This window comes from Paraburkholderia bryophila (assembly GCF_013409255.1).
Taxonomy (GTDB): domain Bacteria; phylum Pseudomonadota; class Gammaproteobacteria; order Burkholderiales; family Burkholderiaceae; genus Paraburkholderia.
In genome coordinates this window covers 918263-944455 of sequence record NZ_JACCAS010000001.1, presented here as the reverse complement: position 1 = coordinate 944455, position 26193 = coordinate 918263, and the positions used below count along the sequence as shown (strand labels likewise).

General features: G+C 63.5%; 27 protein-coding genes. 17 read left to right on the top strand and 10 right to left on the bottom strand.

Features of this window, described 5'->3' with window-relative positions; genetic code table 11:
- Positions 1-3 precede the first annotated feature (3 nt).
- Positions 4-1401 (bottom strand): M20 family metallopeptidase, encoded by a 1398-nt coding sequence (locus tag GGD40_RS04090; RefSeq protein WP_179742852.1) that lies wholly within the window; start codon positions 1399-1401, stop codon positions 4-6.
- A 141-nt stretch (positions 1402-1542) separates the two neighbouring features.
- Between GGD40_RS04090 and GGD40_RS04085 the strand changes: the two genes are divergently transcribed.
- Positions 1543-2505 (top strand): LysR family transcriptional regulator, encoded by a 963-nt coding sequence (locus tag GGD40_RS04085; RefSeq protein ID WP_179742851.1) that lies wholly within the window; start codon positions 1543-1545, stop codon positions 2503-2505.
- Positions 2506-2869: 364 nt separating this feature from the next.
- Complete coding sequence (locus GGD40_RS04080; RefSeq protein ID WP_035550606.1) at positions 2870-3292, top strand: hypothetical protein; 423 nt, start codon at positions 2870-2872, stop codon at positions 3290-3292.
- Between the two features lie 64 nt (positions 3293-3356).
- Here the strand turns inward: GGD40_RS04080 and GGD40_RS04075 are convergent, their stop codons facing one another.
- A complete protein-coding gene (locus GGD40_RS04075; protein ID WP_179742850.1) occupies positions 3357-4196 on the bottom strand; it encodes an ABC transporter permease in 840 nt (279 codons plus the stop codon).
- A 143-nt stretch (positions 4197-4339) separates the two neighbouring features.
- A complete protein-coding gene (nodI, locus tag GGD40_RS04070; RefSeq protein WP_179705126.1) occupies positions 4340-5254 on the bottom strand; it encodes a nodulation factor ABC transporter ATP-binding protein NodI in 915 nt (304 codons plus the stop codon).
- 305 nt (positions 5255-5559) lie between these two features.
- Here nodI and GGD40_RS04065 point away from each other — a divergent pair, with 305 nt between their 5' ends.
- Positions 5560-6024, top strand: coding sequence for a universal stress protein (locus GGD40_RS04065; RefSeq protein ID WP_179742849.1), 465 nt, complete (start codon positions 5560-5562; stop codon positions 6022-6024).
- A gap of 157 nt (positions 6025-6181) precedes the next feature.
- Here GGD40_RS04065 and GGD40_RS04060 read toward each other — a convergent pair whose 3' ends face one another.
- The 3 genes from GGD40_RS04060 to lexA all read right to left on the bottom strand — a co-directional run bounded on the left by GGD40_RS04060 (position 6182) and on the right by lexA (position 8121).
- Positions 6182-6847 (bottom strand): DUF2939 domain-containing protein, encoded by a 666-nt coding sequence (locus GGD40_RS04060; RefSeq protein WP_179705122.1) that lies wholly within the window; start codon positions 6845-6847, stop codon positions 6182-6184.
- A gap of 130 nt (positions 6848-6977) precedes the next feature.
- Positions 6978-7334: a hypothetical protein gene (locus GGD40_RS04055; RefSeq protein ID WP_035550593.1), complete on the bottom strand. Its 357-nt coding sequence runs from the start codon at positions 7332-7334 to the stop codon at positions 6978-6980.
- A 136-nt stretch (positions 7335-7470) separates the two neighbouring features.
- A complete protein-coding gene (gene lexA, locus GGD40_RS04050) occupies positions 7471-8121 on the bottom strand; it encodes a transcriptional repressor LexA (protein ID WP_179705120.1) in 651 nt (216 codons plus the stop codon).
- 313 nt (positions 8122-8434) lie between these two features.
- Here lexA and GGD40_RS04045 point away from each other — a divergent pair, with 313 nt between their 5' ends.
- The 6 genes from GGD40_RS04045 to GGD40_RS04020 all read left to right on the top strand — a co-directional run bounded on the left by GGD40_RS04045 (position 8435) and on the right by GGD40_RS04020 (position 14785).
- Positions 8435-9475, top strand: a complete 1041-nt coding sequence (locus GGD40_RS04045) for a sulfate ABC transporter substrate-binding protein (protein ID WP_179742848.1) — start codon at positions 8435-8437, stop codon at positions 9473-9475.
- A gap of 167 nt (positions 9476-9642) precedes the next feature.
- Positions 9643-10539, top strand: a complete 897-nt coding sequence (gene cysT, locus GGD40_RS04040) for a sulfate ABC transporter permease subunit CysT (protein WP_179742847.1) — start codon at positions 9643-9645, stop codon at positions 10537-10539.
- The gene (gene cysW, locus GGD40_RS04035) at positions 10536-11582 is read left to right on the top strand and encodes a sulfate ABC transporter permease subunit CysW (protein ID WP_179742846.1); all 1047 of its coding nucleotides are present in this window, start codon (positions 10536-10538) and stop codon (positions 11580-11582) included. The genes cysT and cysW overlap by 4 nt, the downstream gene beginning before the upstream one ends.
- The gene (locus tag GGD40_RS04030; RefSeq protein ID WP_179742845.1) at positions 11582-12640 is read left to right on the top strand and encodes a sulfate/molybdate ABC transporter ATP-binding protein; all 1059 of its coding nucleotides are present in this window, start codon (positions 11582-11584) and stop codon (positions 12638-12640) included. Before cysW ends, GGD40_RS04030 begins: the two co-directional genes overlap by 1 nt.
- Before the next feature lie 98 nt (positions 12641-12738).
- Complete coding sequence (locus tag GGD40_RS04025) at positions 12739-13665, top strand: CysB family HTH-type transcriptional regulator (protein ID WP_179742844.1); 927 nt, start codon at positions 12739-12741, stop codon at positions 13663-13665.
- Positions 13666-13741: 76 nt separating this feature from the next.
- Positions 13742-14785: an asparaginase gene (locus tag GGD40_RS04020; RefSeq protein ID WP_179742843.1), complete on the top strand. Its 1044-nt coding sequence runs from the start codon at positions 13742-13744 to the stop codon at positions 14783-14785.
- Between the two features lie 149 nt (positions 14786-14934).
- Here GGD40_RS04020 and GGD40_RS04015 read toward each other — a convergent pair whose 3' ends face one another.
- From GGD40_RS04015 to gcl, 4 genes are all read right to left on the bottom strand, one after another.
- Complete coding sequence (locus GGD40_RS04015) at positions 14935-15336, bottom strand: DUF3597 domain-containing protein (RefSeq protein WP_179705108.1); 402 nt, start codon at positions 15334-15336, stop codon at positions 14935-14937.
- 595 nt (positions 15337-15931) lie between these two features.
- Positions 15932-16840 (bottom strand): 2-hydroxy-3-oxopropionate reductase, encoded by a 909-nt coding sequence (locus GGD40_RS04010; protein ID WP_179742842.1) that lies wholly within the window; start codon positions 16838-16840, stop codon positions 15932-15934.
- A 115-nt stretch (positions 16841-16955) separates the two neighbouring features.
- Entirely contained in the window at positions 16956-17765 is an 810-nt protein-coding gene (gene hyi, locus GGD40_RS04005) for a hydroxypyruvate isomerase (RefSeq protein WP_179742841.1), read from the bottom strand.
- Between the two features lie 172 nt (positions 17766-17937).
- Positions 17938-19713: a glyoxylate carboligase gene (gene gcl / locus GGD40_RS04000; RefSeq protein WP_035550570.1), complete on the bottom strand. Its 1776-nt coding sequence runs from the start codon at positions 19711-19713 to the stop codon at positions 17938-17940.
- A 297-nt stretch (positions 19714-20010) separates the two neighbouring features.
- On the opposite strand from gcl, the gene GGD40_RS03995 reads away from it, so the two are divergent.
- From GGD40_RS03995 to GGD40_RS03960, 8 genes are all read left to right on the top strand, one after another.
- Positions 20011-20925: a LysR family transcriptional regulator gene (locus tag GGD40_RS03995; protein ID WP_179705100.1), complete on the top strand. Its 915-nt coding sequence runs from the start codon at positions 20011-20013 to the stop codon at positions 20923-20925.
- 153 nt (positions 20926-21078) lie between these two features.
- The gene (locus GGD40_RS03990) at positions 21079-21837 is read left to right on the top strand and encodes an RNA polymerase sigma factor (RefSeq protein WP_179742840.1); all 759 of its coding nucleotides are present in this window, start codon (positions 21079-21081) and stop codon (positions 21835-21837) included.
- Positions 21827-22906, top strand: a complete 1080-nt coding sequence (locus tag GGD40_RS03985) for a zf-HC2 domain-containing protein (protein WP_179742839.1) — start codon at positions 21827-21829, stop codon at positions 22904-22906. The genes GGD40_RS03990 and GGD40_RS03985 overlap by 11 nt, the downstream gene beginning before the upstream one ends.
- 156 nt (positions 22907-23062) lie before the next feature.
- Positions 23063-23437 (top strand): 30S ribosomal protein S6, encoded by a 375-nt coding sequence (gene rpsF / locus GGD40_RS03980; protein ID WP_035550559.1) that lies wholly within the window; start codon positions 23063-23065, stop codon positions 23435-23437.
- Between the two features lie 53 nt (positions 23438-23490).
- Complete coding sequence (priB, locus tag GGD40_RS03975) at positions 23491-23790, top strand: primosomal replication protein N (protein ID WP_035550556.1); 300 nt, start codon at positions 23491-23493, stop codon at positions 23788-23790.
- 2 nt (positions 23791-23792) lie between these two features.
- A complete protein-coding gene (gene rpsR, locus GGD40_RS03970) occupies positions 23793-24068 on the top strand; it encodes a 30S ribosomal protein S18 (RefSeq protein WP_035550554.1) in 276 nt (91 codons plus the stop codon).
- 27 nt (positions 24069-24095) lie between these two features.
- Positions 24096-24548, top strand: coding sequence for a 50S ribosomal protein L9 (rplI, locus tag GGD40_RS03965; RefSeq protein ID WP_179705093.1), 453 nt, complete (start codon positions 24096-24098; stop codon positions 24546-24548).
- A gap of 134 nt (positions 24549-24682) precedes the next feature.
- Positions 24683-26071, top strand: coding sequence for a replicative DNA helicase (locus tag GGD40_RS03960; RefSeq protein ID WP_179705091.1), 1389 nt, complete (start codon positions 24683-24685; stop codon positions 26069-26071).
- Positions 26072-26193 lie beyond the last annotated feature (122 nt).

Sequence of the window (26193 nt, the reverse complement as noted above, 5' to 3'; positions counted from 1 at the left end):
GCCTCAGGCTGCGCTTTTCTGATGCGGCGAGTTCTCGCCGAGATCCCAGAACAAGCCCGCCATGATCTGCAGACCTTCGCGCACCACGGGGCCAAGCAGATGCTCGTTCGGCGCGTGCTGCGAGCAGGCCGGGTACGAGTGCGGCACCCAGATGGTCGGGAGGCCGAGCGTGTCGGCAAAGACTTCGTTAGGCAGCGTGCCGCCCAGGTTCGGCAGCACGGCGGTTTTCTTGCCGGTGGTCTGTTCGAGCGACGCGACCGCCCACGTGACCCACGGATCGTCCGGATCGAGACGCGTGGCCGGCGCGCCGCGCTCGACGTCGATCTGCACCAGCGAAAAACCGTGCGCATCCAGATGCGCGCGCAGATGCCGTTCGAGATTGCGCCAATCGGTGCCGACCACGAAACGCAACTGGCAATGCGCGAAGGCCGACGACGGAATCGCATTGACCGGGTTCTCCGGATTGCCCGCCTTGAAGGCGAGCACTTCGAAGCTGTTCCAGCCGAACACGCGTTCGGGCGCGCTCAGGCCGGGCTCGCCCCAGTTGTCGTCGACGTCGGGGTCGCCCGGACCGCCGCCGACGGTGATGTCCGCGAGCGCACGGCGCACCGCCTCCGAAATGGGCGGCGGGCGCAAACCGTCGACGGCGATCACCCCGCGCGCATCGACGAGGCTCGCCAGCGCGTTGGCCAGCACCGTCGCCGGGTTGCGCAGCAGGCCGCCCCAGTTGCCCGAGTGATGCGCGCCGTCGCGCAGATTCAGCGACAGCTTGAAGTTCACCGAACCGCGCGAGCCGAGAAACACGGTCGGGCGGCGCGCGGCGAGACGCGGACCGTCGGAGGCGATCAGCACGTCGGCGGCGAACTCGCTCGCGTGCTCGCGGCACACCGCGTCGAGCCCCGGCGAGCCGGTTTCCTCGCCCATTTCGATCAACAGCTTCGCGTTGAAGCCGAGCTGGCCGCCGCGCGCGGCCAGCACGCTCGCCAGCGCGGCAAGGTTAATGCTGTGCTGGCCTTTGTTGTCGGCCGTGCCGCGGCCGTACCAGCGCTCGCCTTCGATCGTCACGGCCCACGGCGTGAGCGGCGCGCGCCACTGGCTGTCGTAGCCGCGCACCACGTCGCCGTGGCCGTAGATCAGCACCGTGGGCAGATGGGCCGCTTCGTGGCGTTCGGCGATCAGGAAGGGGCCGAGGCCGCTGACCGGGTTATCGACGATGCGCGACGTGAAGCCGAGGCCCTCCGCTTCGGGCGCGATTTCGTCGGTCAGATACGACAGCAGCGTCGCGGCGCGATCGCTTTCCTGACTCTCGGTGCGAAAACCCACCCGGCGGGTGAGGTTCTCGAGAAAGGCGCCGGATTCGAAATGCTGTGTCGCGTGTTCGATGGCCTCGTTGCGGCTCATGGTGTGTCTCCAATGCGGGGCGGAATGCGGATGCGGGGCGATGTGCAGCTTCGAACCGATTCTAGGAGGCCGTTTTTTTTGTCACAATGATCGTATTTCGAAGCTTGCGTTGCCGAAAAGGCAAAGGTTGAGAGACACCCCATGACACTTTCCCTGCACGGCATCGCATTGCGCTATTTCGTCGAAGTCGCGCGCACCGGCTCGATCAGCGACGCGTCCGCACGGCTGCACGTCGCGATATCGGCGATCAGCCGGCAGATCGCGCGGCTCGAAAGCGAACTCGGCGTCGCGCTGTTCGAACGGCGCCCGCGCGGCATGGCGCTGTCCGAGGCCGGCGAGCGGTTGCTCGCTTACGCGCACCGCAGCTTGCTCGAAGCGGAACATGTGATGAAGGAGATCGGCGGCCTCGAGAGCCTGCACGGCAGCATGATCAAGATCGTGAGTTCGGAAGGGTTCGCCGCGGATTTCCTGCCCGCCGAGATGGCGAGTTTTCGCAGCCAGTATCCGGGCATCGACTTCATGCTTTCGGTCATGTCGCCGGGCGAGGCCACTCGCCGCGTGCGCGACGGCGACGCCGATCTCGCACTGACCTTCAGCCTCGCGCCGGAGAAGGGCGTCAAGGTCGAACACACCGAACCTGCGCCGGTGCTGGCGCTGTTGCGCGCGGATCATCCGCTGGCCGCGCGCGCCAAGCTGTCGCTCGCCGACCTGCGGTCTTATCCGCTGGTGCTGCCTGTGCCGGGCACGACGATTCGCCAGCTGATCGACATTACCTGCGCGCTCGAAGGCATCCTGCTCGAGCCCGATCTCACCTCCAACAACAGCGGCGCGATGTACCGCTATGCGCAGAAGAGCGGCGCGGTCATGTTCACGGGTCTGTTGTCGGTTCGCGACCGTTATGCCGGCGATGGCTTCGTCGTGATGCCGCTGACCCATCCGCAACTGCGCCAGCGCAGCATCCAGTTGCAGACCATGGCGGGGCGCGAACTGCCGGCAGCGGTGCGGGCGTTTCGCGATCATCTGATCGCCGCAATCGGTGGCCCGAAGCCGGCGGAGAGCGGCAGGCCGAAGGCAGCGCGAAAACGGAGCCCGCGTGGCGGCTAGCGGTCGAAGCCGCGCGCCATACAATGGGCGCTCGCCAAGGTTCAGCGTCGGCGTTCGACGCGGCGGCGCTGCCGACGCGTCGGGCCAGCGCGATAGCTGGACGCGTACGCCTGCTGCGCTGTCCTGCCTGGCCAATTGAAAGCCAAATGTCCCTGCCGGAACGCGAATCACGACCTAAACTGTGGTGGAGGCGGGCGGGGCGGGCTGTCGAACTGCGCCGCACGGCGTGCGATGCAGCAAAGCATGTCCGGAGGGCGTCCCTTTTGGGGACGCCGGTGGTAGGATTCAGCCCGAAAAATGGAGAGCGGCGCGCACTTGCAACGGCGCGCTGTCCACAACAGAGCGATAGGACTCAGGACATCGAATGGCGCAACAAAAAACAAACCCAAAACTTGAGCAGGCGCTGACGCGCGGGGATCTGGCGATCCGTCAGGCGAATTCGGCACGGGCCACGGCACTGCTGCGCGCGCTCGGCAAGATGATCGTGGAAGCCTCGGCGACGATCGGCGTGGAAGCCTTCACGCTGATTCCCGACGGCGACAAGATCTACGATCCGGCCGATGGCCTGTGGCCGCAGGAACTGCAGGTTTCGCTCGACGGTCCGGTCGAGGAATCCGATCCGGACGAAGTGCGCACGGTGCGTCTGATCGCCGACGATCCGGCCACGGTGTTCCGCGTCGAATGGCAGCGCGCCGACGGCAAAATTGGCCGTCAGGATGGCGGGCCGTTTGCGACGGTCGCGTTTATCTCCGACGTGGATATTCCGTGGACGGACGACGAAGACTGAGCGGTGTTTTTATCACCGCGAGTCATGGGCGCTGAAGCGAATCCGCCGCATCGAAGGCCTAAGCCTATTTCATCATCCTGCGGTGGAACAGCACCGCCGCAACGATAAACCCGCCCACCGTATAAACGGCCAGCACCGCCAGGTGTAGAGCGGCATGCTCGACCGGCCGGCCCAGCATGGCCGGGCGGATCAGATCGACGGCGTGCGCGAGCGGCAACACACCCGTGACCACGCGCGCCGCGACCGGCAATTGCGAAGTCGGAAAGAACACGCCGGACAGCAACATCATCGGCGTCAACACCAAGGTCTGATAAAACATAAAGAAGTCGTACGACGGCGCGAGCGCCGTCACGATCATCGCGATGCTCGCGAACGCGAGCCCGGTGAGTACGATGACGGGCAACGCGAGCAGCATCGACGGGAAATTCGCATAGCCCAGCGAGCCCGCCACCAGCATGATCGCCACACCCGACAGCATCGATTTGCTGCCCGCCCACATCACTTCACCCAGCACGATATCGCCGAGCGTCAGCGGCGTATGCATGATGGCTTCCCACGTGCGCTGCACGTGCATGCGCGAGAAGCCCGAATACATCGACTCGAAACTCGCCGACATCATCACGCTCGAAGCCACCGTGCCGGCCGCGAGGAACGCGATGTACGACACGCCGTCGACATGCCCGACCATGATCCCGAGCCCGAAGCCGAGACCGAACAGATAGATCATCGGATCGGCCAGATTGCCGAACATCGACGCGATCGCGAGCTTCTTCCACACCAGAAAATTGCGGCGCCATACCGCAACCCAGTTCACCGCATTGGTGGGGAACGCGGCGAAGGGTTCCTGGGCTGAGGGCTTGTCGCTGGGGGCCTGGTCGGGGGTGTCGTAGGTGCGTGCGTCCATGGCGTGTCTCGTGCTGTTTGCCCGAGGGAATTTCCTTCGGGGCGTTGTTATGGCGATCAGGTGCGGTGGCGGGTGGCCGGCGTGATGCACGCGATGCTTGCGATAGGCGTGAGCGCTTGATGCACTCAATGCGCTCGCAACGATCAGTCCTGCATTTCGCGGCCGGTGAGCCGTAGAAACACATCTTCCAGATTCGCCGGCCGGTGCAGATAGCGCAGATCGGCCCGCTGCTTGAGCCGGGCATGCACCGGTTGCGCGTCGTTCACATAGCAGAACAGCGTCTCGCCGCTGATCTCGGTGCGCTCGACCAGCGGCGCGAGTTCATCGCGCAACGCCACCGGATCGGGGCCGAAAATCTCGATCACGTCGCAGCCGATCTCAGACGCGATCAACTCGCTCGGCGCACCTTCGGCGATCTTGCGGCCTTCTTCGATCACGCATAGCCGATGGCAGAGCCGCTCGGCTTCTTCCATGAAATGCGTGGTCAGCAGAATGGTCTTGCCGCGCGCGAGCAGCGAGCGCAGCCGCTCCCAGATCAGATGCCGTGCCTGAGGGTCGAGACCGGTGGTGGGTTCGTCCATGATCAGCACGTCGGGATCGTTGACGAGCGCGCGCGCCAGTGTGAGGCGCCGCTTCATGCCGCCCGATAGTTCGCTCACGCGGGCGTCGGCCTTGCTTTCGAGCCGCGCGAATTCGAGCAGCGACGGCACCATCGCACGGCATTGCGCGGCGCTCAACCCGAAGTAGCGGCCGAACACCAGCAGGTTTTCGCGCACGGTGAAATCGGGATCGAGATTGTCGAATTGCGGCACCACGCCGACCCGCGCCCGCGCCACGCGCGCGCGGCCGGGAATCGGCTCGCCGCACAGACGGATCGTGCCGGCATCCGGCGCGGCAATGCCGAGCAGCATGCGCAACGTGGTGGTCTTGCCCGCGCCATTTGGGCCGAGCAGGCCGAAGCATTCGCCGGCGTTCACATGAAACGACAGCCCGTCGACGACCGTCTTGTCGCCGTAGCGCTTTTTGACCTGATGGAATTCAATGGCGGCTTCAGACATGGATCGAACGAGGCTCCGGGAAAGGGCGCGACTGATGCGAATGAACGTAATGATCGGGAAGGCTGCCTATTCTAGGACATCGATTGGCCGACGATGCCTGGCACCCGGGCGTCCAGAAGGGCTTTCTTGCACTGCGGCATTAGGTCCTGGCGCCGTGTCATTGCGTTGCCCTAGCCGTGTCATCGCCGCGCCATCGCCGTGCGCACCGGTTTAGGGCGCAGTTAGCGTTTTCCATCCCTTGCAAGCTGAATTGCGGCGCACCATGATTGATTCAAAGCGCACTTTCCGCGCGAAGGGAGAAAATCATGGCGAGCTACCAAAAAATCCTGCTGTGCTACGACGGCTCGCGCGAAGGTCGTAAAGCGCTACGTTGCGGCGCCGATCTCGCGTTGGATCTGAAAGCGGAAACGCATTTGTTATCCGTTGTGGATATGCGCTCCAGCATTGCGCAAAGCGCGGGCCTTCTCACCGACGTGGCGTGCGGCAGCTTCGAAAAATCCGCCCGCGACATTCTGCAGGAAGGCGTGGACTGGCTCACCGAGCGCGGCGTCACTGCGCAAGGGCATTTCGCCTTCGGTCATCCGATCGACGAGATCGCCAATCTCGCTAACGAGTTGCATGTCGATCTCGTCGTGGTCGGCCACCGTTGCCGCACCGGTTTGTCGCGATGGTGGATGGGCGCCGGCAATACGCCGCTGCTCGACCGCATTTCGTGCAGCATTCTGGTGGCGTGCTCTTCCGCGCAGGAGCAGCAGCAAGAGGCGGCTTGATGGGGTGAGCGGGGCGCAAGTTCAGGATTGCCTATGCGTGTTCGCTGGGCTTTTCTGAATGCGTGTTCACGCTTGTCCGAGTGCCTGTCCGAGCGGCGCGGTGATCGAACCGCGCCGGTTCTTCGCAATTGAGCATCGCTCGAACGTTACCCGGACCTCACGGGTTCAGATCGACCGCGGCCAGCTTCCACGTGAACAAGCCTTCGCGCGCGAAGATCGCCGAGTAACGCGCGTCGCCCGCGCCATGCTGGTACGTGACGACGAATTCGTTGAGGCCACGGTAGCCCGCCGTGGTTTGCGGCGGTTGCGACGGTGTAGCGGCCGGGTTCGCGTTGTTGGCGGCCGCGTCGGGCTGGGTTGGCGCAGCGGACGGTGCCGGTGTCGGCGCAGGCGTCTCAGCCGCTGACGGATTATTCGCCGCGGGTGGCACCGGTGGCCGCTCGCCAGGGTTGCCGCGCGGCGGCATGCCGTTCAGCAACGCGGCGACGCCATCTGGCGTTGCATAGGCATCCACGAGCGGACCAAGCAGCGCCACGCCGATCATCGCGCCAATGGCGGCGAGCGGATTGCCGTTGCTGTGTGCGTCGAGCCGGCGCGTCAGCAAGCCGGTCACCTGCTGCTTCAGGCTCTCGCGCAACGCGGGGAAATCGACGTATTGGTTGACGGTTTGCGCGTCGCGCGCATCCGCTGCGCGTTTAAGGTTGTTCAGCGCGAGATACGGCGATGCGTACGCGAAACCTAGCGCGGCAATCACCACGATCACAATTAACGTAACGATCAGCGGCCGGGTGGCGCTGCTCTTCGTGCGGGTCGAAACAGCCATCGAGTGAGACTCTCTATCAGGTGTGATCTAACGTGGACCGCGGCCACGCCAAAACGATCCCTGACTGATTCCGGCAATGCGACAGGACAACCGCTTCAGAACAGAATCCAATCGCTCAGAACCGAACCGCTCAGCCTTCGAATACTGCGCCGTGCACATTCGCTTCTTCGGCGATGCAGCGATCGATCATGCGGCAGACAGCGTCGACCGTGCCGACCATGATGAGCCGCGACGGCCCGTGATAGACACGCACCGGCGCGCGACGGGCCGGTTCCGCCGTATTCAGTCCCGAGTTCAACGACACGCGCGCAAACGCCGGCAAGGAAGACGGAAGCGCCGCCTGTAAATTCGACGCCTCGTCGAGCGAATCGAATAGCGAGGGCGTGCTCGCCGTGGATGCCTCGATCAACGAGCAGGGCACCAGCTTGCGCAGATGACGCAGACGACCGAACTGGCGAAAAGGCAGCAAGCGGGCAAGGCGTTCCATGAGTCTCTCCAGGCGATGCAAAGATGATGCAGCGTGAGTACGACGTTGATGCGGCGTTAGTGCTGTGTCGGGGCGGCGTCGAGGTGGTGTCGTCCAAACAAACGAACCAACCAACGCCCCACCAAAGACAAACCGCTTAAAACTCACCCGGGCGAATCAGCCCGACGGCGATTCCTTCCAGCGCGAATTCCGCACTGCCGGTTTCAACGAAGATGTTTTCGTAATCGGGATTCTCGGCAATCAGTTCGATGCCGTTCGGCCGGCGCTTCAAGCGCTTGACCGTCACGTCGTCGCCCAGCCGCGCGATGATGATCTGGCCGTCTTTGGCCTCGCTCTTCTTCTGCACGGCGAGCAGGTCGCCGTCGAAGATGCCCGCGTCGCGCATGGACAGCCCGCGCACCTTCAGCAGGTAGTCGGGCTTGCTGGAGAACAGCGCCGGGTCGCACGCATAGTGCTGCGCGATATGTTCCTGCGCGAGGATCGGGCTACCCGCAGCCACCCGGCCGATCAGCGGCAGGGACAGTTGCATGATGCTCGAGTGCGGCAGCGTGAACTGGTAAGGCGAGTCATCCGGCCCGCTCAGCAGGCGAATGCCGCGCGATGCGCCGGCTGCGAGTTCGATCACACCCTTGCGAGCGAGCGCGCGCAGATGCTCTTCTGCGGAGTTCGCGGAGCTGAAGCCCAGTTCCGCGGCAATCTCCGCGCGGGTGGGCGGAAAACCGGTGCGTTCGATAGCCCGGCGGATCAGATCGAAAACCTGCTGCTGTCGTGCGGTGAGTTTGGTCATGGCCACTGTATGTATGAACAGGTGACTGTATTTTTATACAGTATTCGGCGCAATTCAAGCTTTACTTTAAGTTCGTCGCTTCGGGTGCCGCTACAGCGCCGCAAAAGGGCGTTCCAACGCCCACGTTCGTGCCGCAACGCCTTACCCAGCTGTCATTACCACTTTTGAGTATTAAAGAATGAAGAAACATTATTTTTAATGATGAAAGCTCTTCGATAGACTGGCCTCCGAGTTGGCGCTCATGTGCACGTGACCGCGACGTAGAACAACACCAGACGCTGTTTTAGCGGACCACAACGCGGAGAAAGTTGACATGAACGACCAAGGTACGGGGCTGGCAGGCAAGACCAGAAAAATCATCGCGGCGCTCGCATTGGGCGCGGCCGGGGCGCTCGGCGTGATGGCGCAGGCGCAGGCCGCCGACACGACGCTGCTGAACGTGTCCTACGATCCGACCCGCGAGCTGTATCAGGACATCAATCAGGCGTTCGGCAAGGAATGGAAGGCGAAGACCGGCGAGACGATCACCTTCAAGCAGTCGCACGGCGGCTCCGGCGCGCAGGCGCGCTCGGTGCTCGACGGTCTGCAGGCGGACGTGGTGACGCTGGCGCTGGCCTACGACATCGACGCGCTGGCCAACAAGGGCCTGCTCGACAAGGGTTGGCAAAAGCGCTTGCCGGACAACGCGTCGCCGTACACGTCGACGATCGTGTTTCTGGTGCGCAAGGGCAACCCGAAGCACATCAAGGATTGGGACGATCTGATCAAGCCGGGCGTGTCGATCGTGACGCCGAATCCGAAGACCTCGGGCGGCGCGCGCTGGAACTACCTCGCGGCGTGGGCGTATGCCGAACATCAGCCGGGCGGCAACGACCAGAAGGCCAAGGAATTCGTCGGCAAGCTCTATAAGAATGCCGGCGTGCTGGATTCGGGCGCGCGCGGCGCGACCACCAGCTTCGTGCAACGCGGTATCGGCGACGTGCTGATCGCGTGGGAAAACGAAGCGTTCCTGTCGCTGAAGGAGTTTGGCCCGGAGAAGTTTGAAATCGTCGTGCCGTCGGTCAGCATTCTGGCCGAGCCGCCGGTCGCCGTGGTGGACAAGGTCGTCGACCGGCACGGCACGCGCAAGGTGGCCGAAGCGTATCTGAACTTCCTGTACAGCGAAGAAGGCCAGGAGATCGCCGCGCGCAACTTCTATCGTCCGCGTTCGAACAAGGTGCCGGCGGAGCTGACGGCCAAGTTTCCAAAGCTGAAGCTGTACACGGTGGACGATTCGTTCGGCGGCTGGACCAACGCGCAGAAGACGCACTTTGCCGACGGCGGCGTGTTCGATTCGATCTACGCGCCGCAGTAAGGCCGGCTTGGCCGGTCAACCCCGACGCAGCAACGCGACGATGTGGCCGGCCAACGGCAACGCATGACCCCCGAGCGCGCCCCATGGGCGCGCTTTTGGCCGCCCAAGGCCCGGCGGCCGGAATTCGGTCCTCGCAACACCGGCATCAACCTGAACGAGTAACCAGCATGACGACGTTGACCTTCCGAAAACCGAGCGCGTTGCCCGGTTTTGGCTTGACCCTTGGCATCACCGTGGCTTATCTGAGCCTCGTGGTGCTGATTCCGCTGGCGGCGACGTTTCTCAAGACCGCTACGCTGGACTGGCCTCAGTTCGTGCGGGCGGTGAGTTCGCCGCGCGTGCTCGCGTCGTATCGCCTGACGTTTTTCTCCGCGCTCGGCGGCGCGCTGATCAACGCGGTGTTCGGCTTTCTGGTCGCGTGGGTGCTGGTGCGTTACACGTTCCCGTTCAAACGCATCGTCGACGCCGTGGTCGATCTGCCGTTCGCGCTGCCGACCTCCGTGGCCGGCATTTCGCTCGCGGCAGTGTACGCGGGCAACGGCTGGATCGGCCAGTTTCTCGAACCGCTCGGCCTGAAGATCGCGTTCACGCCGGCCGGCGTGCTGGTCGCGCTGACCTTCATCGGTTTGCCGTTCGTGGTGCGCACGGTGCAGCCGGTGCTCGAAGAGTTCGAACGCGAGCAGGAAGAGGCCGCCGCGTGCCTCGGCGCGTCGCGCTGGCTGACGTTTCGCCGCGTCGTGCTGCCGGCCGTGTTCCCCGCGTTGCTGACCGGTTTCGCGCTGGCGTTCGCGCGGGCGCTCGGCGAATACGGCTCGGTGATTTTCATCGCCGGCAACGTGCCGATGAAATCGGAAATCACCTCGCTGCTGATCATCACCAAGCTCGAACAGTACGACTACGCGGGCGCTACCGCGATCGCGGTGGTGATGCTGGTCGTGTCGTTCCTGATGCTGCTGTTCATCAATACCTTGCAGTGGTATTTGCAACGCCGCACGGGTCGAGGTGGCGCGAGTCCGGCGCCGGCTGCGGTCAGCGTCGCGGCGATCGGCGGAGGCGCGCAATGAGCCGCCAGTCCGTGAATGACGTGAACGGCGCCGACCGTGCGACCGTCGCTGCCGTCGCCGTTGCACCGCGCGCGCCCTTGAACGTGTCGCGCCGCCCCGATCCGGTCACCGAAGCGCCCGTCGTGCGCTGGCTCCTGACCGCCGTCGCGCTGCTGTTTCTCACGCTGTTTCTGGTCGTGCCGCTGGTCGCCGTGTTCTATCAGGCGTTGAGCAAGGGCCTCGGGTTCTATCTGGAATCGCTCGCCGATCCGGACGCGCTGTCGGCGATCAAGCTGACCGTGATTACCGCCGCGATCGCCGTGCCGCTGAATCTCGTGTTCGGCCTCGCGGCTTCGTGGTGTATCGCCAAGTTCGAATTCCGCGGCAAGGCGCTGCTGACCACGCTGATCGATCTGCCGTTCTCGGTCTCGCCGGTGATCTCGGGCCTGATCTACGTGCTGATGTTCGGCGCGCAAGGCTGGTTCGGCCCGTGGCTGATCGACCACAACGTGCAGATCATCTTCGCGGTGCCGGGCATTGTGCTCGCGACGATCTTCGTCACGTTCCCGTTCGTTGCGCGTGAACTGATTCCGCTGATGCAGGCGCAAGGCAACGACGAGGAAGAAGCCGCTCACGTGCTCGGCGCGTCGGGCTGGCAGATCTTCCGCCGCGTCACGCTGCCGAACGTCAAATGGGGCCTGCTGTACGGCGTGATTCTGTGTAACGCGCGGGCCATGGGCGAGTTCGGCGCGGTCTCGGTGGTGTCGGGCCACATTCGCGGCCAGACCGACACGATGCCGTTGCACGTCGAAATTCTCTACAACGAATACAACTTCTCGGCGGCGTTCGCCGTGGCGTCGGTGCTGGCCTTGCTCGCACTCGTCACGCTGGGGCTGAAGCTGCTCGCCGAGCGCCATATGTCGGCGGAACTGTCGGCCGCGCGCGACGTGCCCGCGTATGCCGGTCCCGTCGCGCTGGCCGCTGCCTCATCGCCATCGCCATCGCCATCGTTCAAGGCAACGCCTGTCTCGCCGCAACACCCGCTCAAGCAAGGAGAGCTGTAATGGGTATCACTGTTCGTAACCTGCAGAAGCGCTTCGGCGATTTCGTCGCGCTCGATAACGTCTCGCTCGACTTTCCGCCGGGTGAACTGGTTGCGCTGCTCGGGCCGTCGGGTTGTGGCAAGACCACCTTGTTGCGCGTGATCGCCGGACTCGAATACGCGGACGGCGGCCAGGTCGAGCTGCAAGGCCAGGACGTCGCGACGGTCGGCGCGCGCGAACGTGAAGTGGGTTTCGTGTTCCAGCATTACGCGCTGTTCCGTCATATGACGGTGTTCGAGAACGTCGCGTTCGGCTTGCGCGTGAAGCCGCGCAAGGAGCGGCCTTCGGAAGCGGTGATTCGCGAGAAGGTGCATGAACTGTTGAAGCTCGTGCAACTCGACTGGCTCGCGCAACGTTATCCGTCGGAATTGTCGGGCGGTCAGCGGCAGCGGATTGCGCTGGCGCGCGCGCTCGCGGTCGAACCGAAAGTGCTGCTGCTCGACGAACCGTTCGGCGCGCTCGACGCGAAGGTGCGCAAGGAATTGCGTAGCTGGCTGCGGCGCTTGCATGACGATCTGCATATCTCGACGATCTTCGTCACGCACGATCAGGAAGAAGCGCTCGAAGTGGCCGACCGTATCGTCGTGCTCAATCGTGGGCACGTGGAGCAGGTGGGCAGTCCGCAAGATGTGTACGACCATCCGCAAACCTCGTTCGTGTACGAGTTTCTCGGCGCGGCCAACCGTCTGCACGGCAACGTCGACGCGAGCGGTTTCGTGGTGGACGGCGCCGCGTTGCCGGTATCGATCAAGGCCGATTTCAGCGGCCCGGCGTTTGCCTATGTACGGCCGCACGACCTGCAGTTGTATCCGCAAGCGTCCGGGCATCGCGAAGGGATCGTGGTCGACGTGCGGCGCGTGGTGACGCTCGGCGGCTCGGTGCGGGTCGAGCTCGCGGGCCGCGAGGGCACTCTGCTCGAAGCCGAGCTGGATCGCGAGTCGTGGCGCGATCTGCAACTGGCGGTCGGCGACGGCGTGACCGCCGTGCCGCGCGCGTTGCGGGTGTTTCCGGCGCACTAGTAGGGCGCCTGTCCGGAGAGCATGGCAGGCAAGGCATCAAACTCGGTGTTTCAATCAAACTCAAATAACTCAACTCTGGCTGAACCGGAGACATACAGATGAACTTCCAGCAATTGCGCTTCGTGCGCGAGGCCGTGCGTCAGAACATGAATCTGACCGAGGTGGCGAACGTGTTGTACACGTCGCAATCGGGCGTGTCGAAACAGATCAAGGATCTGGAAGACGAACTCGGCGTCGACATTTTCATTCGACGCGGCAAGCGCCTGACAGGTCTCACCGAACCGGGCAAGGCGGTGCATCAACTGATCGAGCGGATGCTGCTCGATGCGGAAAATCTGCGCCGTGTGGCCCGTCAGTACGCCGATCAGGACAGCGGCCACCTGGTCGTGGCGACCACCCACACGCAGGCGCGTTACGCGTTGCCGAAGGTGATCCGTCAATTCACCGAGGTGTTCCCGAAGGTGCATCTGGCGCTGCGCCAGGGCAGCCCGCAACAGATCGCGCAGATGATCATCAACGGCGAAGCGGATATCGGCATCTCGACCGAAGCGCTCGACCGCTTCCCCGATATCGTCACGTTCCCGTGCTATTCGTGGCATCACATCGTGGTCGTGCCGAAGGATCATCCGCTGGTGGGCCGGCAGAATCTGACGCTCGACGAGATCGCCGAATTCCCGATCATCACGTACGACCAGGATTTCACGGGCCGCTCGCATATCGACCAGGCGTTCGCGAAAGCGGGCGCGTTGACCGACGTCGTGCTGACCGCGATCGACGCCGACGTGATCAAGACTTACGTCGAACTCGGCATGGGGATCGGCGTGGTCGCGGCCATGGCCTACGATCCGAAGCGCGATACCGAACTGGTCGCGCTGGATACGCAGCATCTTTTCGAAGCGAGCACCACGCGGGTCGGTTTGCGCAAGGGCGCGTTCCTGCGCGCGTACGCGTACCGGCTGATCGAAATGTTCGCGCCGCAATTGAACGAAGCGGAAATCGCGGCGCAGTTGCGCGAAGCGGTTTAAGGCTCAGAACCGAAACGAACGGACATCCGTTTTTTCACGCATGGCGGCGCGCGGCGCATCGCTTACAATCGCCGCCATGAATACTCTGACTTCCTCTTCCGCCGCGCCTTCGGGCGAAGGCGCTACGCCGCCGCTGCCGTGCATTGCCGTGCTCGCGACCGGCGGCACGATCGCCGGCGCGGCCGCGGACGCCACCAACACCTCCGGTTACCAGGCCGGTGTGGTCGGCGTCGAGCAACTGCTTTCCGTGGTGCCGGCGTTGTCCACGGTGGCGCGTATCGCGCCCGAGCAGATTGCCAGCGTCGACAGCAAAGACATGACCATGCCGTTGTGGACCACGCTCGCACAGCGCATCAACACGCTGCTCGCGACCGACGGGATCGACGGTGTGGTGATCACGCACGGCACCGATACGCTCGAAGAAACCGCCTATCTGCTGCATCTGACCGTCAAGTCGGATAAGCCGGTGGTGCTGACTGCGGCCATGCGTCCGGCGTCGGCGTTGTCAGCCGATGGTCCGTTGAATCTGCTCAACGCGGTCACCGTCGCGGCGCATGCGGGCTCGCGCGGGCAGGGCGTGCTGGTGGCCTTCAACAACAAGATTCACAGCGCGCGCGACGTCGTCAAGACGAGCACCTACGCGGTGGACGCGTTCCAGTCGCCCGAGATCGGCGCGCTCGGTTGGGTGCAGGACGGCAGGGTCGAATTCCAGCGCGCCGTGGTGCGGCCGCATACGCTGGCAACCGAATTCGTGATTGGGCCGAAGTGGCCGCATGTCGAGATCGTCGCGAGCTATGCGGGCGTGTCGCGAATCGCGGTGGATGCGCTGGTGGCCGCCGGTGTGCGCGGTATCGTCGTGGCGGGCACGGGCAACGGTTCGATTCACATGTCGATGCAGCAGGCGCTTGCCGACGCGGCGTCGCAGGGCGTTGCGGTGGTGCGTTCTTCGCGCGTGGGATCGGGGCATGTAATGCGCAACGGCGCCGCGGCCGACGACGCGCTCGGTTTCGTCAGCGCGGGTGCGCTGAATCCGTACAAGGCGCGCGTGCTGCTGATGCTGGCGCTGGCCGCGGGCGGCACGGGGCCGGTGGCGCTGCAGAAGACGTTCGATACGTACTGATCGGTTGCGCGCTGAGCGAGTCAGCGGTTCATTGACTCCGCAACTCAGCGAGTCAGCGCAGTTGAAGCTTCAATGACAACGCGGCGCCCGGGTAAGACCCGGGCGCCGCGTTGTCATTTCTGCTTGCGGTTGATTCGAACAGCCAGCGCTTAGGCCGCCAGATCCGGCGGCAACTTGCCGCCATTCGCCGCCAGCGCTTGCATCACCTGTTTGTGCAGCCAGATGTTCATGCTTGCCGAGTCGTTCGTGTCGCCGGTGTACTTCAATTCCTGGGCGAGCTGCTTGCGATGATCGAGGCTGCTGTCGACGCCGAGCGCCTTCAGCGTGTCGACGATCGACGTGCGCCAGTTCAGCGTCTGGCCGCTCTCGCTCACGAACTGGTCCATGACGGCAGCGACGTCGACGTCGGCGAGCGGCGCGGGCGCCGGTGCGGCGTCCGGCGCGGCAGCTTGCGCGGCTGCCGGATCCGGGGTCGGCTCAACCGCGGGTGCAGGCTGATCGGGCTTCGCTTTGCCGAAGAGCTTGTTGACGATGTCACCAAAGATACTCATTCTGAATCCTTTGCAGAGGGGTTACTGGCGCAAGCAGGCTTCGCTCACGGGTTGAACACTGGTTGCGAAACGGGAAACGGGCGAATAAGACAGAGGCCTGCGTTACCGCGTGTAGCAAGCCGCATGCGAACGCACGTAAGCCGGCAACCAGACTCAACGAGTGTAGGAGAAAAGCGCGGACCGGTGTGTCAAATAAGGTCGCGAAGAGAAGACGGAGTTGCAAGCAAATGCAAGCGGGCTTGCGACTGAACGTGCAGCCCCGTAGGCGCAGGCAAGCGCACGCTGAGAGTTGAACTCAGCTGCGCACGGGCGGTGTGCATGATGCACCCGCTGCGAGAGATTGGCTGAAAAAGCATAAGCATGAAATCCGACAGCCGGACACCCGACGACGACGTCTGACCGACCAAGGCTTCCCCGGCGCCGCCGGGTGCCGCTGCGGACCCCACTTGCCGCTCTCAGCCCAGAGCGGCACGATTTGCCCGTTCCGCCGTGCCTATGCACGACGAACCGGGCGCCCCACCTGCGATCGTCACGACGTTGCGAACGCAACCATCACGACGATCTGTAACGATGCTCTGTCAAGAGACGATCGGTATTAAGCAGCCTTGGCTTCGCTACCCGGCGCTTGCGCGACTTCGTAGTTCGCCATGATTTCCAGCGCGCGCACCATGGCCGAGTGATCCCATGCCTTGCCGCCGTTTGCCGCGCACACGCTGAACAGTTGCTGCGCGCTCGCCGTATGCGGCAGCGCGATACCCAGCTTGCGTGCGCCGTCGAGTGCGAGGTTCAGATCCTTCTGGTGCAGTTCGATGCGGAAGCCCGGATCGAACGTGCGCTTCGTCATACGCTCGCCGTGCACTTCGAGAATCCGCGACGAGGCGAAGCCGCCCATCAGCGCTTTACGGACACGCTCCGGATCGGCACCCGAACGCGATGCGAACAGCAGCGCTTCAGCCACGGCTTCGATGTTCAGCGCAACGATGATCTGGTTCGCGACCTTGCAGGTTTGACCCGCGCCGTTGTCGCCGATCAGCGAGATGTTCTTGCCCATCAGTTCGAACAGCGGCTTGGCCAGCGCGAACGCCTTTTCCGGGCCGCCCACCATGATCGTCAGCGTCGCTTCGCGCGCGCCGACTTCGCCGCCGGACACCGGCGCATCCAGGTAGTCCGCGCCCAGCGCGTTGATCTTCTTCGCGAACTCCTGCGTGTCGAGCGGGGAGATCGAGCTCATGTCGATCACCAGCTTGCCTTGCGTGAGGCCGGCGGCGACGCCGTCGTCGGCGAACAGCACATTGGCGACGTCAGGCGTGTCCGGCACCATGATGATGACGATGTCGGCGGCTTGCGCGACGGCGGTCGAATTCGCGACCACGCTCGTCGTTTTGCTCAGATCGTCCGGCACCGGATACGCACCGTTCACGATCAGCGTGTGACCGCCCTTGATAAGGTTGCGCGCCATGTGCGCGCCCATGATGCCGAGGCCGATAAAACCGATCTTTGCCATGTGTCTGAATCTCCAGTGTTGTTTGGGGTGCCCCGTGTCGGGGCTGCCCAAGGGGGCGTCCCTCGGGCGTCATGCGCCTGATGCCGCTCGTCGAGGCCTTCAGGCCTCAACGCGCTCAGGCAGCGGCGTGAGCTGCGCCGCGGGTCTGCCCGGCCACGCTTTGCACCCAGCCGAGGCCGGCAGCGGTGGTGGTGCGCGGCTTGTATTCGCAACCGACGTAACCGTCGTAGCCAAGCGAATCGAGCAGATTGAACAGGAACGGGTAGTTGATTTCGCCGGTGCCCGGTTCGTTACGGCCCGGGTTGTCGGCGAGCTGGATGTGCGCGATCTGCGGCAGGTTCTTCCTGATGGTCGCCGCGAGTTCGCCTTCCATCCGTTGCATGTGATAGATGTCGTATTGCAGGAACAGGTTGTCCGAACCGACCGCGTTGATCACGTCGAGGCCTTCGCCCGAACGGTTCAGCGCGAAGCCCGGAATGTCGTACGAGTTGCACGGTTCGACCAGCAGCTTGATGCCGGCTTTCTTCAGTTCGCCGGCGGCGAAGCGCAGGTTCTCGACGATGGTCGTACGCGCTTTGTCCGCATCCACGCCCGCCGTCGGAATGCCGACGAGGCAGTTCAGTTGCGGCACTTTCAGGGCGCTCGCGTATTCGATTGCGCGGCCCACGCCTTCCTGGAATTCGCCGACGCGATCCGGCAGGCACGCGATCCCGCGTTCGCCCGCTTCCCAGTTGCCCGCGGGCAGGTTGTGCAGGACCAGCTTGAGGCGGTTCTGTTGCAGACGTTCGCTCAGTTCGGCGATCTGGTACGGATACGGAAACAGGAATTCGACGGCGTGGAAGCCCGCGTCGGCTGCGGCCGCGAAGCGGTCGAGGAACGGGACTTCGTTGAACAGCATGGTGAGATTCGCTGCGAATTTCGGCATGATGCGTTTGGCTCTCTGGTCGGTCAATGGAATAACTTCGTGCAGCTTGTGGTGCGACGCGCGATGGGGCGCGTCGTGCGGCGATCAGGCGGCGCGTTGCGGTGATACACCGCCGCGCTGCCCAATCGTCCTCACGTCACTTCATCTACTTCTACTTACAGCGTCGCGCAGTTCAGTCGAGCATGCTGATCGCGGTCGGCGCGTCTTCGCGCTTCTCGGCCAGTTCTTCGAACTCGTTGATCGCGTCGATCTCGGTGCCCATCGAAATGTTGGTCACGCGTTCCAGAATCACTTCGACGATCACCGGCACGCTGAACTCGGAGAGCATCGACTGCGCTTTCAACAGCGCCGGCTTCAGGTCTTCCGGCTTGTGCACGCGGATCGCCTTGCAACCCAGGCCTTCGGCAACTGCCACGTGGTCCACACCGTAGCCGTTCGTTTCCGGCGCGTTGATGTTCTCGAAACCGAGCTGCACGCAGAAGTCCATGTCGAACGCGCGCTGTGCCTGACGGATCAGGCCGAGGTACGAGTTGTTCACCACCACGTGCACATACGGCAGCTTGAATTGCGCGCCCGCGGCCAGCTCTTCGATCATGAACTGGAAGTCGTAGTCGCCCGAGAGCGCCACGATCTGACGTTGCGGATCCGCTGCGCGCACACCCAGCGCTGCCGGAATCGTCCAGCCGAGCGGGCCTGCCTGGCCGCAGTTGATCCAGTTGCGCGCCTTGTAGACGTGCAGGAATTGCGCGCCGGCGATCTGCGACAGACCGATCGTGCTCACGTAGCACGTATCGCGGCCGAACACCTGGTTCATCTCTTCGTAGACGCGCTGCGGCTTCATCGGCACGTTGTCGAAGTGGGTCTTGCGCTGCATCGTTTGCTTGCGTTGCTGGCAGTCGGCAACCCACGCGCTACGATCCTTCAGCTTGCCGGCAGCCTTCCATTCCTGCGCCACTTCGATGAACAGTTCGAGCGCGGCCTTCGCGTCCGACACGATGCCGAGGTCCGGGCCGAACACGCGGCCGATTTGCGTCGGCTCGATGTCCACGTGCACGAACTTACGGCCCTTGGTGTACACCTCGACGCTGCCCGTGTGACGGTTCGCCCAGCGGTTGCCGATACCGAGCACGAAGTCGGAGGCGAGCATCGTCGCGTTGCCGTAGCGGTGCGAGGTTTGCAGACCGACCATGCCGGCCATCAGCGGATGGTCGTCGGGAATCGCGCCCCACGACATCAGCGTCGGGATCACCGGCACGCCGACGGTTTCCGCGAAGGTCACGAGCAGGTCTTCAGCGGCTGCATTCAGCACGCCGCCACCCGAGACGATCAGCGGCTTTTCCGCGTCGTTGAGGAACGTCAGTGCGGCTTCGATCTGCTTGCGCGACGCTTTCGGCTTGTAGACCGGCAGCGGTTCGTACGTGTCGATGTCGAATTCGATTTCGGCGAGCTGCACGTCGATCGGCAGGTCGACCAGCACCGGACCCGGACGGCCCGAGCGCATCAGGTGGAATGCCTGCTGGAAAACGCGCGGCACCAGCGCCGGCTCGCGCACGGTGACGGCCCACTTGGTGACGGGCTTGGCGATCGATTCGATATCGACGGCCTGGAAGTCTTCCTTGTACAGACGCGCACGCGGCGCCTGACCCGTGATAGCCAGAATAGGAATCGAGTCGGCCTGAGCGGAATACAAACCGGTGATCATGTCGGTGCCCGCAGGGCCCGACGTGCCGATACACACGCCGATGTTGCCCGGTTGAGCGCGCGTATAGCCTTCGGCCATGTGCGACGCACCTTCGACGTGACGCGCCAGCACGTGGCTGATGTTGCCTGCCTTGCGCATGGCCGAGTAGAACGGGTTGATCGCGGCGCCCGGTACACCGAACGCGGTGTCGATACCTTCTTTTTCGAGCACCAGCACAGCTGCGTCGACGGCTCTCATCTTGGCCATGAATGTCTCCTGAATGTCTGGAAATTGGCGAACTAAGGGTGTTGAACGCACTGTAGGCCTGACCTAAAGGTTTGATAAGATCAGTCCGGGTCGCTTATTTCGAAACAAAAAGTATGGAATCGCGGCGGCGTGCGAGCGCTAGCGCGGTTGAGCGGCGCGGGACCGCGCGGGGCTGCGGCAAGCTGTCGCGCAGTGGGCCGGTGCGCGGTTCGGGCCCCTTGAGACAAGACCGCAACGGTTTTGCATCAGACCCAGGGTAAGTGCTGAAGCGCGGCCCCGGGTCGACAGGAGACAAAGATGGATCGCTTCAAACAGATCGAAACCTTCGTGCGCGTGGCGGACGCCGGCAGCCTCGCGGCGGCCGCGCTGGAAGAGGGCGTGTCGCCGGTGATTCTGGGGCGGCGTATCGACGCGCTGGAAAAGCGCCTCGGCGTGAAGTTGATGTATCGCTCGACGCGCCGCCTCGTGGTAAGCGAAGACGGCGCGGCGTTTCTGGAGCGCTGCCGTGGCCTGCTGACCGAATGGGATCAGGCGGAAAACGAACTGAGCGCCGGGCGGCGCGCGGTGAACGGCCACCTGATCGTGTCCGCGCCGGCGGCATTCGGCCGCAAACACGTCGCGCCGCTCGCGCCTCCGTTTCTTGCCGACAAGCCGGAATTGCAGGTGTCGTTCAATCTGACCGACCGCGTGGTCGACCTGGTGCGCGAGGGCTACGACCTGTCGATCCGGATCGGCGGCGCGGTCGATCCGAACTTCGTCGCGGTGAAACTGGCGACCAACCGGCGCGTGGTGTGCGGCACGCCCGACTATTTTCGCCGCCACGGCAAGCCGAAAACCCTCGAAGACCTACCGCAGCACAACTGCCTCGCGTTCAATCTGCAAGGCGGCCAGAACCGCGGCTGGTATTTTCGCCGTAACGGCAAACTGGCGACCGTGCGGGTGGGCGGCACGCTCGATTGCAACGACGGCGAATTGCTGCATCGCTGGGTGTCGGAAGGGCTTGGGCTCGGCTGGCGCTCCACGTGGGAGATCCAGCAGCAACTGGTGCGCGGCGAGCTGGAAACCGTGCTCGACGAGTTCGCGTTGCCGGACTACGACATCCTCGCGGTGTATCCGCAGCAGCGGTATGTGCCGGCCAAGGTGCGGTATTTCATCGATTATCTGAAAGAGGTGTATGCCAGCGAGGATTACTGGAACCGGGCGGCTTATTAGTGGCTTGCTGGCATGGGCGCGCGCTGTTTCTCGTCTTATTTGGAGGTTTCGCTGCCGACGCGGGAATAAACTCGGCCTGTCGCCGGTTATGTGGTCATGAACGCTTCACGACAAGCCACGATTCGCCTAGCTGCAATGCCCTGGAGGGCCCAGGTGGTCCAGACCGATTCAGACGCCGCGCGCGCGCACGGCGATGCCGATTCCGCAACCGATGCCGCCAGGAGCCGCCGTTTCCAGCAGCTCGCGCTGCCGCATCTGGATGCGGCTTACAACCTCGCGCGCTGGCTATGCGGCAACGCCAGCGACGCCGACGATGTCGTCCAGGAAGCCTTCATGCGGGCGTTCCGGTTTTTCGACACGTTTCGCGGCGACACCGCGCGGCCCTGGCTGCTGGCGATCGTGCGACGCACCTGGTACACGGAATGGCGGCGGCGCGCGTCGTCGCACGAAACGGTCGAGTTCGACGACACCATGGACGACACCGCGTTCGACGGCTGGAGCGTCGGTGGTGCGGATCCGCAGGCGCTACTGATCCGCGACGAGGACACGAAGCGCGTGCACGAGGCATTGGCGTTGTTGCCGGTTGAGTATCGGGAGGTGCTGATCCTGCGCGAACTGGAAGAAATGGGCTACCGCGAGATCGCGATCGTGGCCGATGTGCCGATCGGCACGGTGATGTCGCGGCTCGCGCGGGGTCGGCGCAAGCTGGCCGCGCTGCTGATGGCGGCGCCTGGTGGCGGCAAGGCGGGGGCTGTTGGTGCTTCGGGTGCTGCTTCGGGCGGTGTTTCGGGTGCTGTTCCGGCCACCGCTTCGGCCACCGTCACGCCGCTGCGGGCATCCGCCAACGGACGGCCACTCAATAACCCCGGCGGTAACGCCGGCCACGCTCAGGAGACGCCAGATGGACTGTAACGAAGCACGGCCGCTCCTCGATGCGAACGCCGATCATGAATTGCCCGCGCCGGATGCGCGGCGTGTCCAGCAGCACATCGAGAGCTGCGAGGCCTGCCGGCGTGAGAGCGAGAATCTGGGCGCCTTGCGGGGCGCATTGCGGGCGGCGACTTATCATCGCGCGCCGCAGTCGCTGCGAGCGCGGATTCTGGCTGGCTTGCCGGCGATGGAAGGGGCTGTCGCGGCGGCTGAGCCGCTGACTGCGACCGATGGAGCGGACCTCGCGATTGGACAGCCGCTGACTGCAACCGAACGGCCGGGAGCCGCGATCGAAGGGCCGGCCACCGCGGCAGACGATCCACGGGCAACGGGCCCGCAACCGGACAGCGCGATGGACGCCGCCAGGGCGCCATCACGTCCGCGCCGTCGGCGGGGCTGGCTGGATGGCTGGCGTTTGCCGTCCGGTGGCTTCGGCCAGCCGATCGGCATGGGTGGCGCGGGCGGTGGGAGCGGCGCGTCCCGGTTGCTCGCGCCGGGCTGGCTCGCCGCGCTGGCCATCGCGTTGTGCGCTGGCGCAGCGGTGGTGACCCTGAACCTGAGCCGTCCCGCCGACCTCTCGCCATTCGCCGATGAGCTGGTGGAAAGCCATGTGCGCGCGCAGGTTTCCGGCCGCGACATCGACGTGATTTCGACCGACAAGCACACGGTCAAACCGTGGTTCAACGGTCGGCTGGACTATTCGCCGCCGGTCGAAGACCTCGCGGCGAGCGGCTTTCCGCTGGAGGGCGGGCGGCTGGATTACCTCGCGCATCAGCGGGTGGGTGTGCTGGTGTACCACTACCGCAAGCATGTGATCGACGTGTACGTCTTTCCGCAAGCAGGTTCCGGCGGCACGGGCCACAACACGGAAGGCGCAGCGCCCACGGCCCCCGCGACGCTCGAGCGCGAAGGCTACTCGATCGCCCACTGGAGCGCGGCGGGCATGACCTGGTGGGCGATCACGGACGCCGCGCCGGATGCATTGACCGGTCTGGAAGCGGCGCTGAAGGCGCGTCTGCAGTCGGGCAGCGAACGCTCGGAGGGCAGTTGAGTACTAAACCCTTGAAAACACACCCGATTCGGGCCGCGGATTAACGGGATATCTTGCAACCCGGCCCCATTCGGGTTACACTCTTTGGCTTCTCACTTGCCACACCGGTTCGACGCCCGGGTGGCTTAAATCCATAAGTCAGCACAAGGAGTGAATATGCGTCATTACGAAATCGTCTTTATCGTGCACCCGGATCAAAGCGAGCAAGTGCCCGCAATGATCGAGCGTTACAAGTCCACGATCACCTCGCACGGTGGCCAGATCCACCGTATCGAAGACTGGGGCCGTCGCCAACTGGCCTACATGATCGAGAAACTCGCTAAGGCTCACTACGTCTGCATGAACATCGAATGCGACCAAACCACGCTCGACGAGCTGGAACACGCATTCAAGTTCAACGACGCTGTTCTGCGTCACCTGATCGTCAAGCTGAAGAAGGCCGAAACCGGCCCGTCGCCGATGATGAAGGAAGTGCAGCGCGAAGAAGCCAAGAAGTCGGCTGCTACGCAACCGTCTGAAGCGCAGGCTTAAGACACACTATTTAAGCTACCAGAGACTCCAGCGTCGCTTTTGCCCAAGGCTCCATGAATCGGCTGCAACTCACGGCCAGCGTCGTCGAACGCGAACCGGTGCGGTACACCCCCGCCGGCGTTCCGATTGCAGGTTGCACGTTGCACCACCGCACGGAAGTCGTCGAAGCCGGTATTACCCGGCAAGTCGAACTGACCATGCAGGCGGTAGCGGCAGGCGAGGCGAGCGGTAAGCTCGAAAGCTGTCAGATGGGCGTGGAAACGCTCTTCACCGGCTTTCTGGCGAAAAAGCACCGCAACGCAAGAACTCTGGTATTTCACATCACAGCATTGCAGGACATTGGAAAGGACTGAACATGCCCCGCCCGACTGGTAAGAAATTCGACAAGCGTCGTCAGCAACAAAATCCGCTCTTCAAGCGCAAGAAGTTCTGCCGTTTCACGGCCGCTAATGTCGATCACATCGACTACAAGGACCTCGACACGCTGAAGGACTTCATCGGCGAAAACGGCAAGATCACGCCGGCGCGTCTCACGGGTACGAAGTCGCATTATCAACGCCAGCTGGATACGGCAATCAAGCGCGCACGTTTCCTCGCGCTGGTGCCGTACACCGACCAGCACAAGGCCTAACCCGACGACGCGATAAGGAGCATCCGAATGCAAATCATTCTTCTGGAAAAAGTCGTCAATCTGGGTAACCTGGGCGACATCGTGAAGGTCAAGGACGGTTACGCACGTAACTTCCTGATCCCGAAAAAGCAAGCTCGCCGTGCAACGAAGGAAGCTTTGGCTGAATTCGAAGTTCGCCGCGCTGAACTCGAAAAGATCGCCGCTGAAAAGCTGGCGGCTGCTACGGCTCAAGGCGAAAAGCTGGCAGGCTCGACGGTTCAGATCAACCAGAAGGCTGGCGTTGACGGCCGTCTGTTTGGTTCGGTGACGAACGCCGACATCGCTGACGCACTGGTCAAGCAAGGCTTCGCAGTGGAAAAGGCGCAAGTGCGTCTGCCGGAAGGCCCGCTGAAGCTGGTTGGCGAACACGCAGTTCAAGTTTCGCTGCACACCGACGTTCTCGTCGATGTGACGGTGGCTGTGATCGGCGAACACGTCTAAGCATCAAAGTCGTATTGGCCAGGAAGTTGCTGGCAAAAGGCAGGGGCCGGGTGACCGGCCCCTGCCTTTTTTTGTGCCTGGTTTTTAGCTTTTCCCCTCGCCGTCGCTGCCCGATTACCCGATAATTCCTCTCCATGAACGCACCGTCCAAAGATCCCCAAATCGAGTCGCTGAAGGTCCCGCCGCATTCGATCGAGGCCGAGCAATCGGTGCTGGGCGGCCTGCTGCTCGATAACGCGGCGTGGGACCGCATCGCCGACTTCCTGTCGCAGAGCGATTTTTACCGCTACGACCACCGCCTCATCTTCGAACACATCGGCAAGCTGATCGCGGCCACGCGGCCGGCCGACGTGATCACGGTGTACGAGGCGCTCGGCACGTCGGGCAAGGCGGAAGAAGTCGGCGGCCTCGCTTACCTGAATGCCCTCGCACAGAACACGCCGAGCGCGGCCAATATCCGCCGCTACGCGGAAATTGTGCGCGATCGCGCGGTGTTGCGCCGGTTGGTGTCCGTGGCCGACGAAATCTCGGCGGACGCGTTCAATCCGCAAGGTAAGGAAGTTCGCCAGTTGCTGGACGAGGCGGAATCGAAGGTGTTTTCGATTGCCGAAGACGGTGCGCGTGGCACGCAAGGCTTCCTCGAAATCGGGCCGCTGCTGACTCAAGTGGTCGAGCGGATCGACACGCTGTACCACAGCGCCAATCCGAGCGATGTGACCGGCACGCCGACCGGGTTCGTCGATCTGGACCGCATGACTTCGGGCATGCACGGCGGCGAATTGATCATCGTCGCGGGCCGTCCGTCGATGGGTAAAACGGCGTTTTCGATGAACGTCGGCGAATACGTGGCGGTCGAGTACGGCCTGCCGGTCGCGGTGTTTTCGATGGAAATGCCGGGTTCGCAACTGACCATGCGTATGCTCGGCTCCGTCGGCCGGCTGGATCAGCACCGCATGCGTACCGGCCGTCTGACCGACGAGGATTGGCCGAAGCTCACGCACGCCGTGCAGAAAATGAGCGAGGCGCAGATTTTCATCGACGAAACCGGTGGTTTGAACCCGATGGAACTGCGTTCTCGCGCACGCCGGTTGTCGCGGCAGTGCGGCAAGCTCGGGCTGATCATCATCGACTATTTGCAGCTGATGAGCGGTTCGTCGTCGTCCGGTGAAAACCGCGCGACCGAAATTTCGGAAATCTCGCGTTCGCTGAAGAGTCTTGCCAAGGAACTCGACGTGCCGGTGATCGCGTTGTCCCAGCTCAACCGGGGTCTCGAACAGCGCCCGAACAAGCGGCCGATCATGTCCGACTTGCGCGAATCCGGCGCTATCGAGCAGGACGCGGACGTGATCCTGTTCATCTACCGCGACGAAGTTTACAACCCGGACAGTCCGGATAAGGGCACCGCGGAGATCATTATCGGCAAGCAGCGGAATGGTCCGATCGGTCCCGTTCGGCTCACGTTCCATGGTCAATTCACGAAGTTCGATAACTTTGCCGGCGCGCAGAATTTCTACAGCGATTGATCGGGCAGGCCGGTAAGCGGCGTCGGCAACACCCTCGTCAACGCCCGCGGAACCCCCGCTGAAAGCTCACGGGAAATCCGCCGAGAAGGGAAGCGCTAAGCGCAGCGCCTGTTGTAACGGCG

What these genes read in the sequence shown, in the direction of transcription:
- GGD40_RS04090 (WP_179742852.1), bottom strand. Translation starts at nt 1,401, where the DNA reads ATGAGCCGCAACGAGGCCATCGAACACGCGACACAGCATTTCGAATCC.
- GGD40_RS04085 (WP_179742851.1), top strand. Translation starts at nt 1,543, where the DNA reads ATGACACTTTCCCTGCACGGCATCGCATTGCGCTATTTCGTCGAAGTC.
- GGD40_RS04080 (WP_035550606.1), top strand. Translation starts at nt 2,870, where the DNA reads ATGGCGCAACAAAAAACAAACCCAAAACTTGAGCAGGCGCTGACGCGC.
- GGD40_RS04075 (WP_179742850.1), bottom strand. Translation starts at nt 4,196, where the DNA reads ATGGACGCACGCACCTACGACACCCCCGACCAGGCCCCCAGCGACAAG.
- nodI (WP_179705126.1), bottom strand. Translation starts at nt 5,254, where the DNA reads ATGTCTGAAGCCGCCATTGAATTCCATCAGGTCAAAAAGCGCTACGGC.
- GGD40_RS04065 (WP_179742849.1), top strand. Translation starts at nt 5,560, where the DNA reads ATGGCGAGCTACCAAAAAATCCTGCTGTGCTACGACGGCTCGCGCGAA.
- GGD40_RS04060 (WP_179705122.1), bottom strand. Translation starts at nt 6,847, where the DNA reads ATGGCTGTTTCGACCCGCACGAAGAGCAGCGCCACCCGGCCGCTGATC.
- GGD40_RS04055 (WP_035550593.1), bottom strand. Translation starts at nt 7,334, where the DNA reads ATGGAACGCCTTGCCCGCTTGCTGCCTTTTCGCCAGTTCGGTCGTCTG.
- lexA (WP_179705120.1), bottom strand. Translation starts at nt 8,121, where the DNA reads ATGACCAAACTCACCGCACGACAGCAGCAGGTTTTCGATCTGATCCGC.
- GGD40_RS04045 (WP_179742848.1), top strand. Translation starts at nt 8,435, where the DNA reads ATGAACGACCAAGGTACGGGGCTGGCAGGCAAGACCAGAAAAATCATC.
- cysT (WP_179742847.1), top strand. Translation starts at nt 9,643, where the DNA reads ATGACGACGTTGACCTTCCGAAAACCGAGCGCGTTGCCCGGTTTTGGC.
- cysW (WP_179742846.1), top strand. Translation starts at nt 10,536, where the DNA reads ATGAGCCGCCAGTCCGTGAATGACGTGAACGGCGCCGACCGTGCGACC.
- GGD40_RS04030 (WP_179742845.1), top strand. Translation starts at nt 11,582, where the DNA reads ATGGGTATCACTGTTCGTAACCTGCAGAAGCGCTTCGGCGATTTCGTC.
- GGD40_RS04025 (WP_179742844.1), top strand. Translation starts at nt 12,739, where the DNA reads ATGAACTTCCAGCAATTGCGCTTCGTGCGCGAGGCCGTGCGTCAGAAC.
- GGD40_RS04020 (WP_179742843.1), top strand. Translation starts at nt 13,742, where the DNA reads ATGAATACTCTGACTTCCTCTTCCGCCGCGCCTTCGGGCGAAGGCGCT.
- GGD40_RS04015 (WP_179705108.1), bottom strand. Translation starts at nt 15,336, where the DNA reads ATGAGTATCTTTGGTGACATCGTCAACAAGCTCTTCGGCAAAGCGAAG.
- GGD40_RS04010 (WP_179742842.1), bottom strand. Translation starts at nt 16,840, where the DNA reads ATGGCAAAGATCGGTTTTATCGGCCTCGGCATCATGGGCGCGCACATG.
- hyi (WP_179742841.1), bottom strand. Translation starts at nt 17,765, where the DNA reads ATGCCGAAATTCGCAGCGAATCTCACCATGCTGTTCAACGAAGTCCCG.
- gcl (WP_035550570.1), bottom strand. Translation starts at nt 19,713, where the DNA reads ATGGCCAAGATGAGAGCCGTCGACGCAGCTGTGCTGGTGCTCGAAAAA.
- GGD40_RS03995 (WP_179705100.1), top strand. Translation starts at nt 20,011, where the DNA reads ATGGATCGCTTCAAACAGATCGAAACCTTCGTGCGCGTGGCGGACGCC.
- GGD40_RS03985 (WP_179742839.1), top strand. Translation starts at nt 21,827, where the DNA reads ATGGACTGTAACGAAGCACGGCCGCTCCTCGATGCGAACGCCGATCAT.
- rpsF (WP_035550559.1), top strand. Translation starts at nt 23,063, where the DNA reads ATGCGTCATTACGAAATCGTCTTTATCGTGCACCCGGATCAAAGCGAG.
- priB (WP_035550556.1), top strand. Translation starts at nt 23,491, where the DNA reads ATGAATCGGCTGCAACTCACGGCCAGCGTCGTCGAACGCGAACCGGTG.
- rpsR (WP_035550554.1), top strand. Translation starts at nt 23,793, where the DNA reads ATGCCCCGCCCGACTGGTAAGAAATTCGACAAGCGTCGTCAGCAACAA.
- rplI (WP_179705093.1), top strand. Translation starts at nt 24,096, where the DNA reads ATGCAAATCATTCTTCTGGAAAAAGTCGTCAATCTGGGTAACCTGGGC.
- GGD40_RS03960 (WP_179705091.1), top strand. Translation starts at nt 24,683, where the DNA reads ATGAACGCACCGTCCAAAGATCCCCAAATCGAGTCGCTGAAGGTCCCG.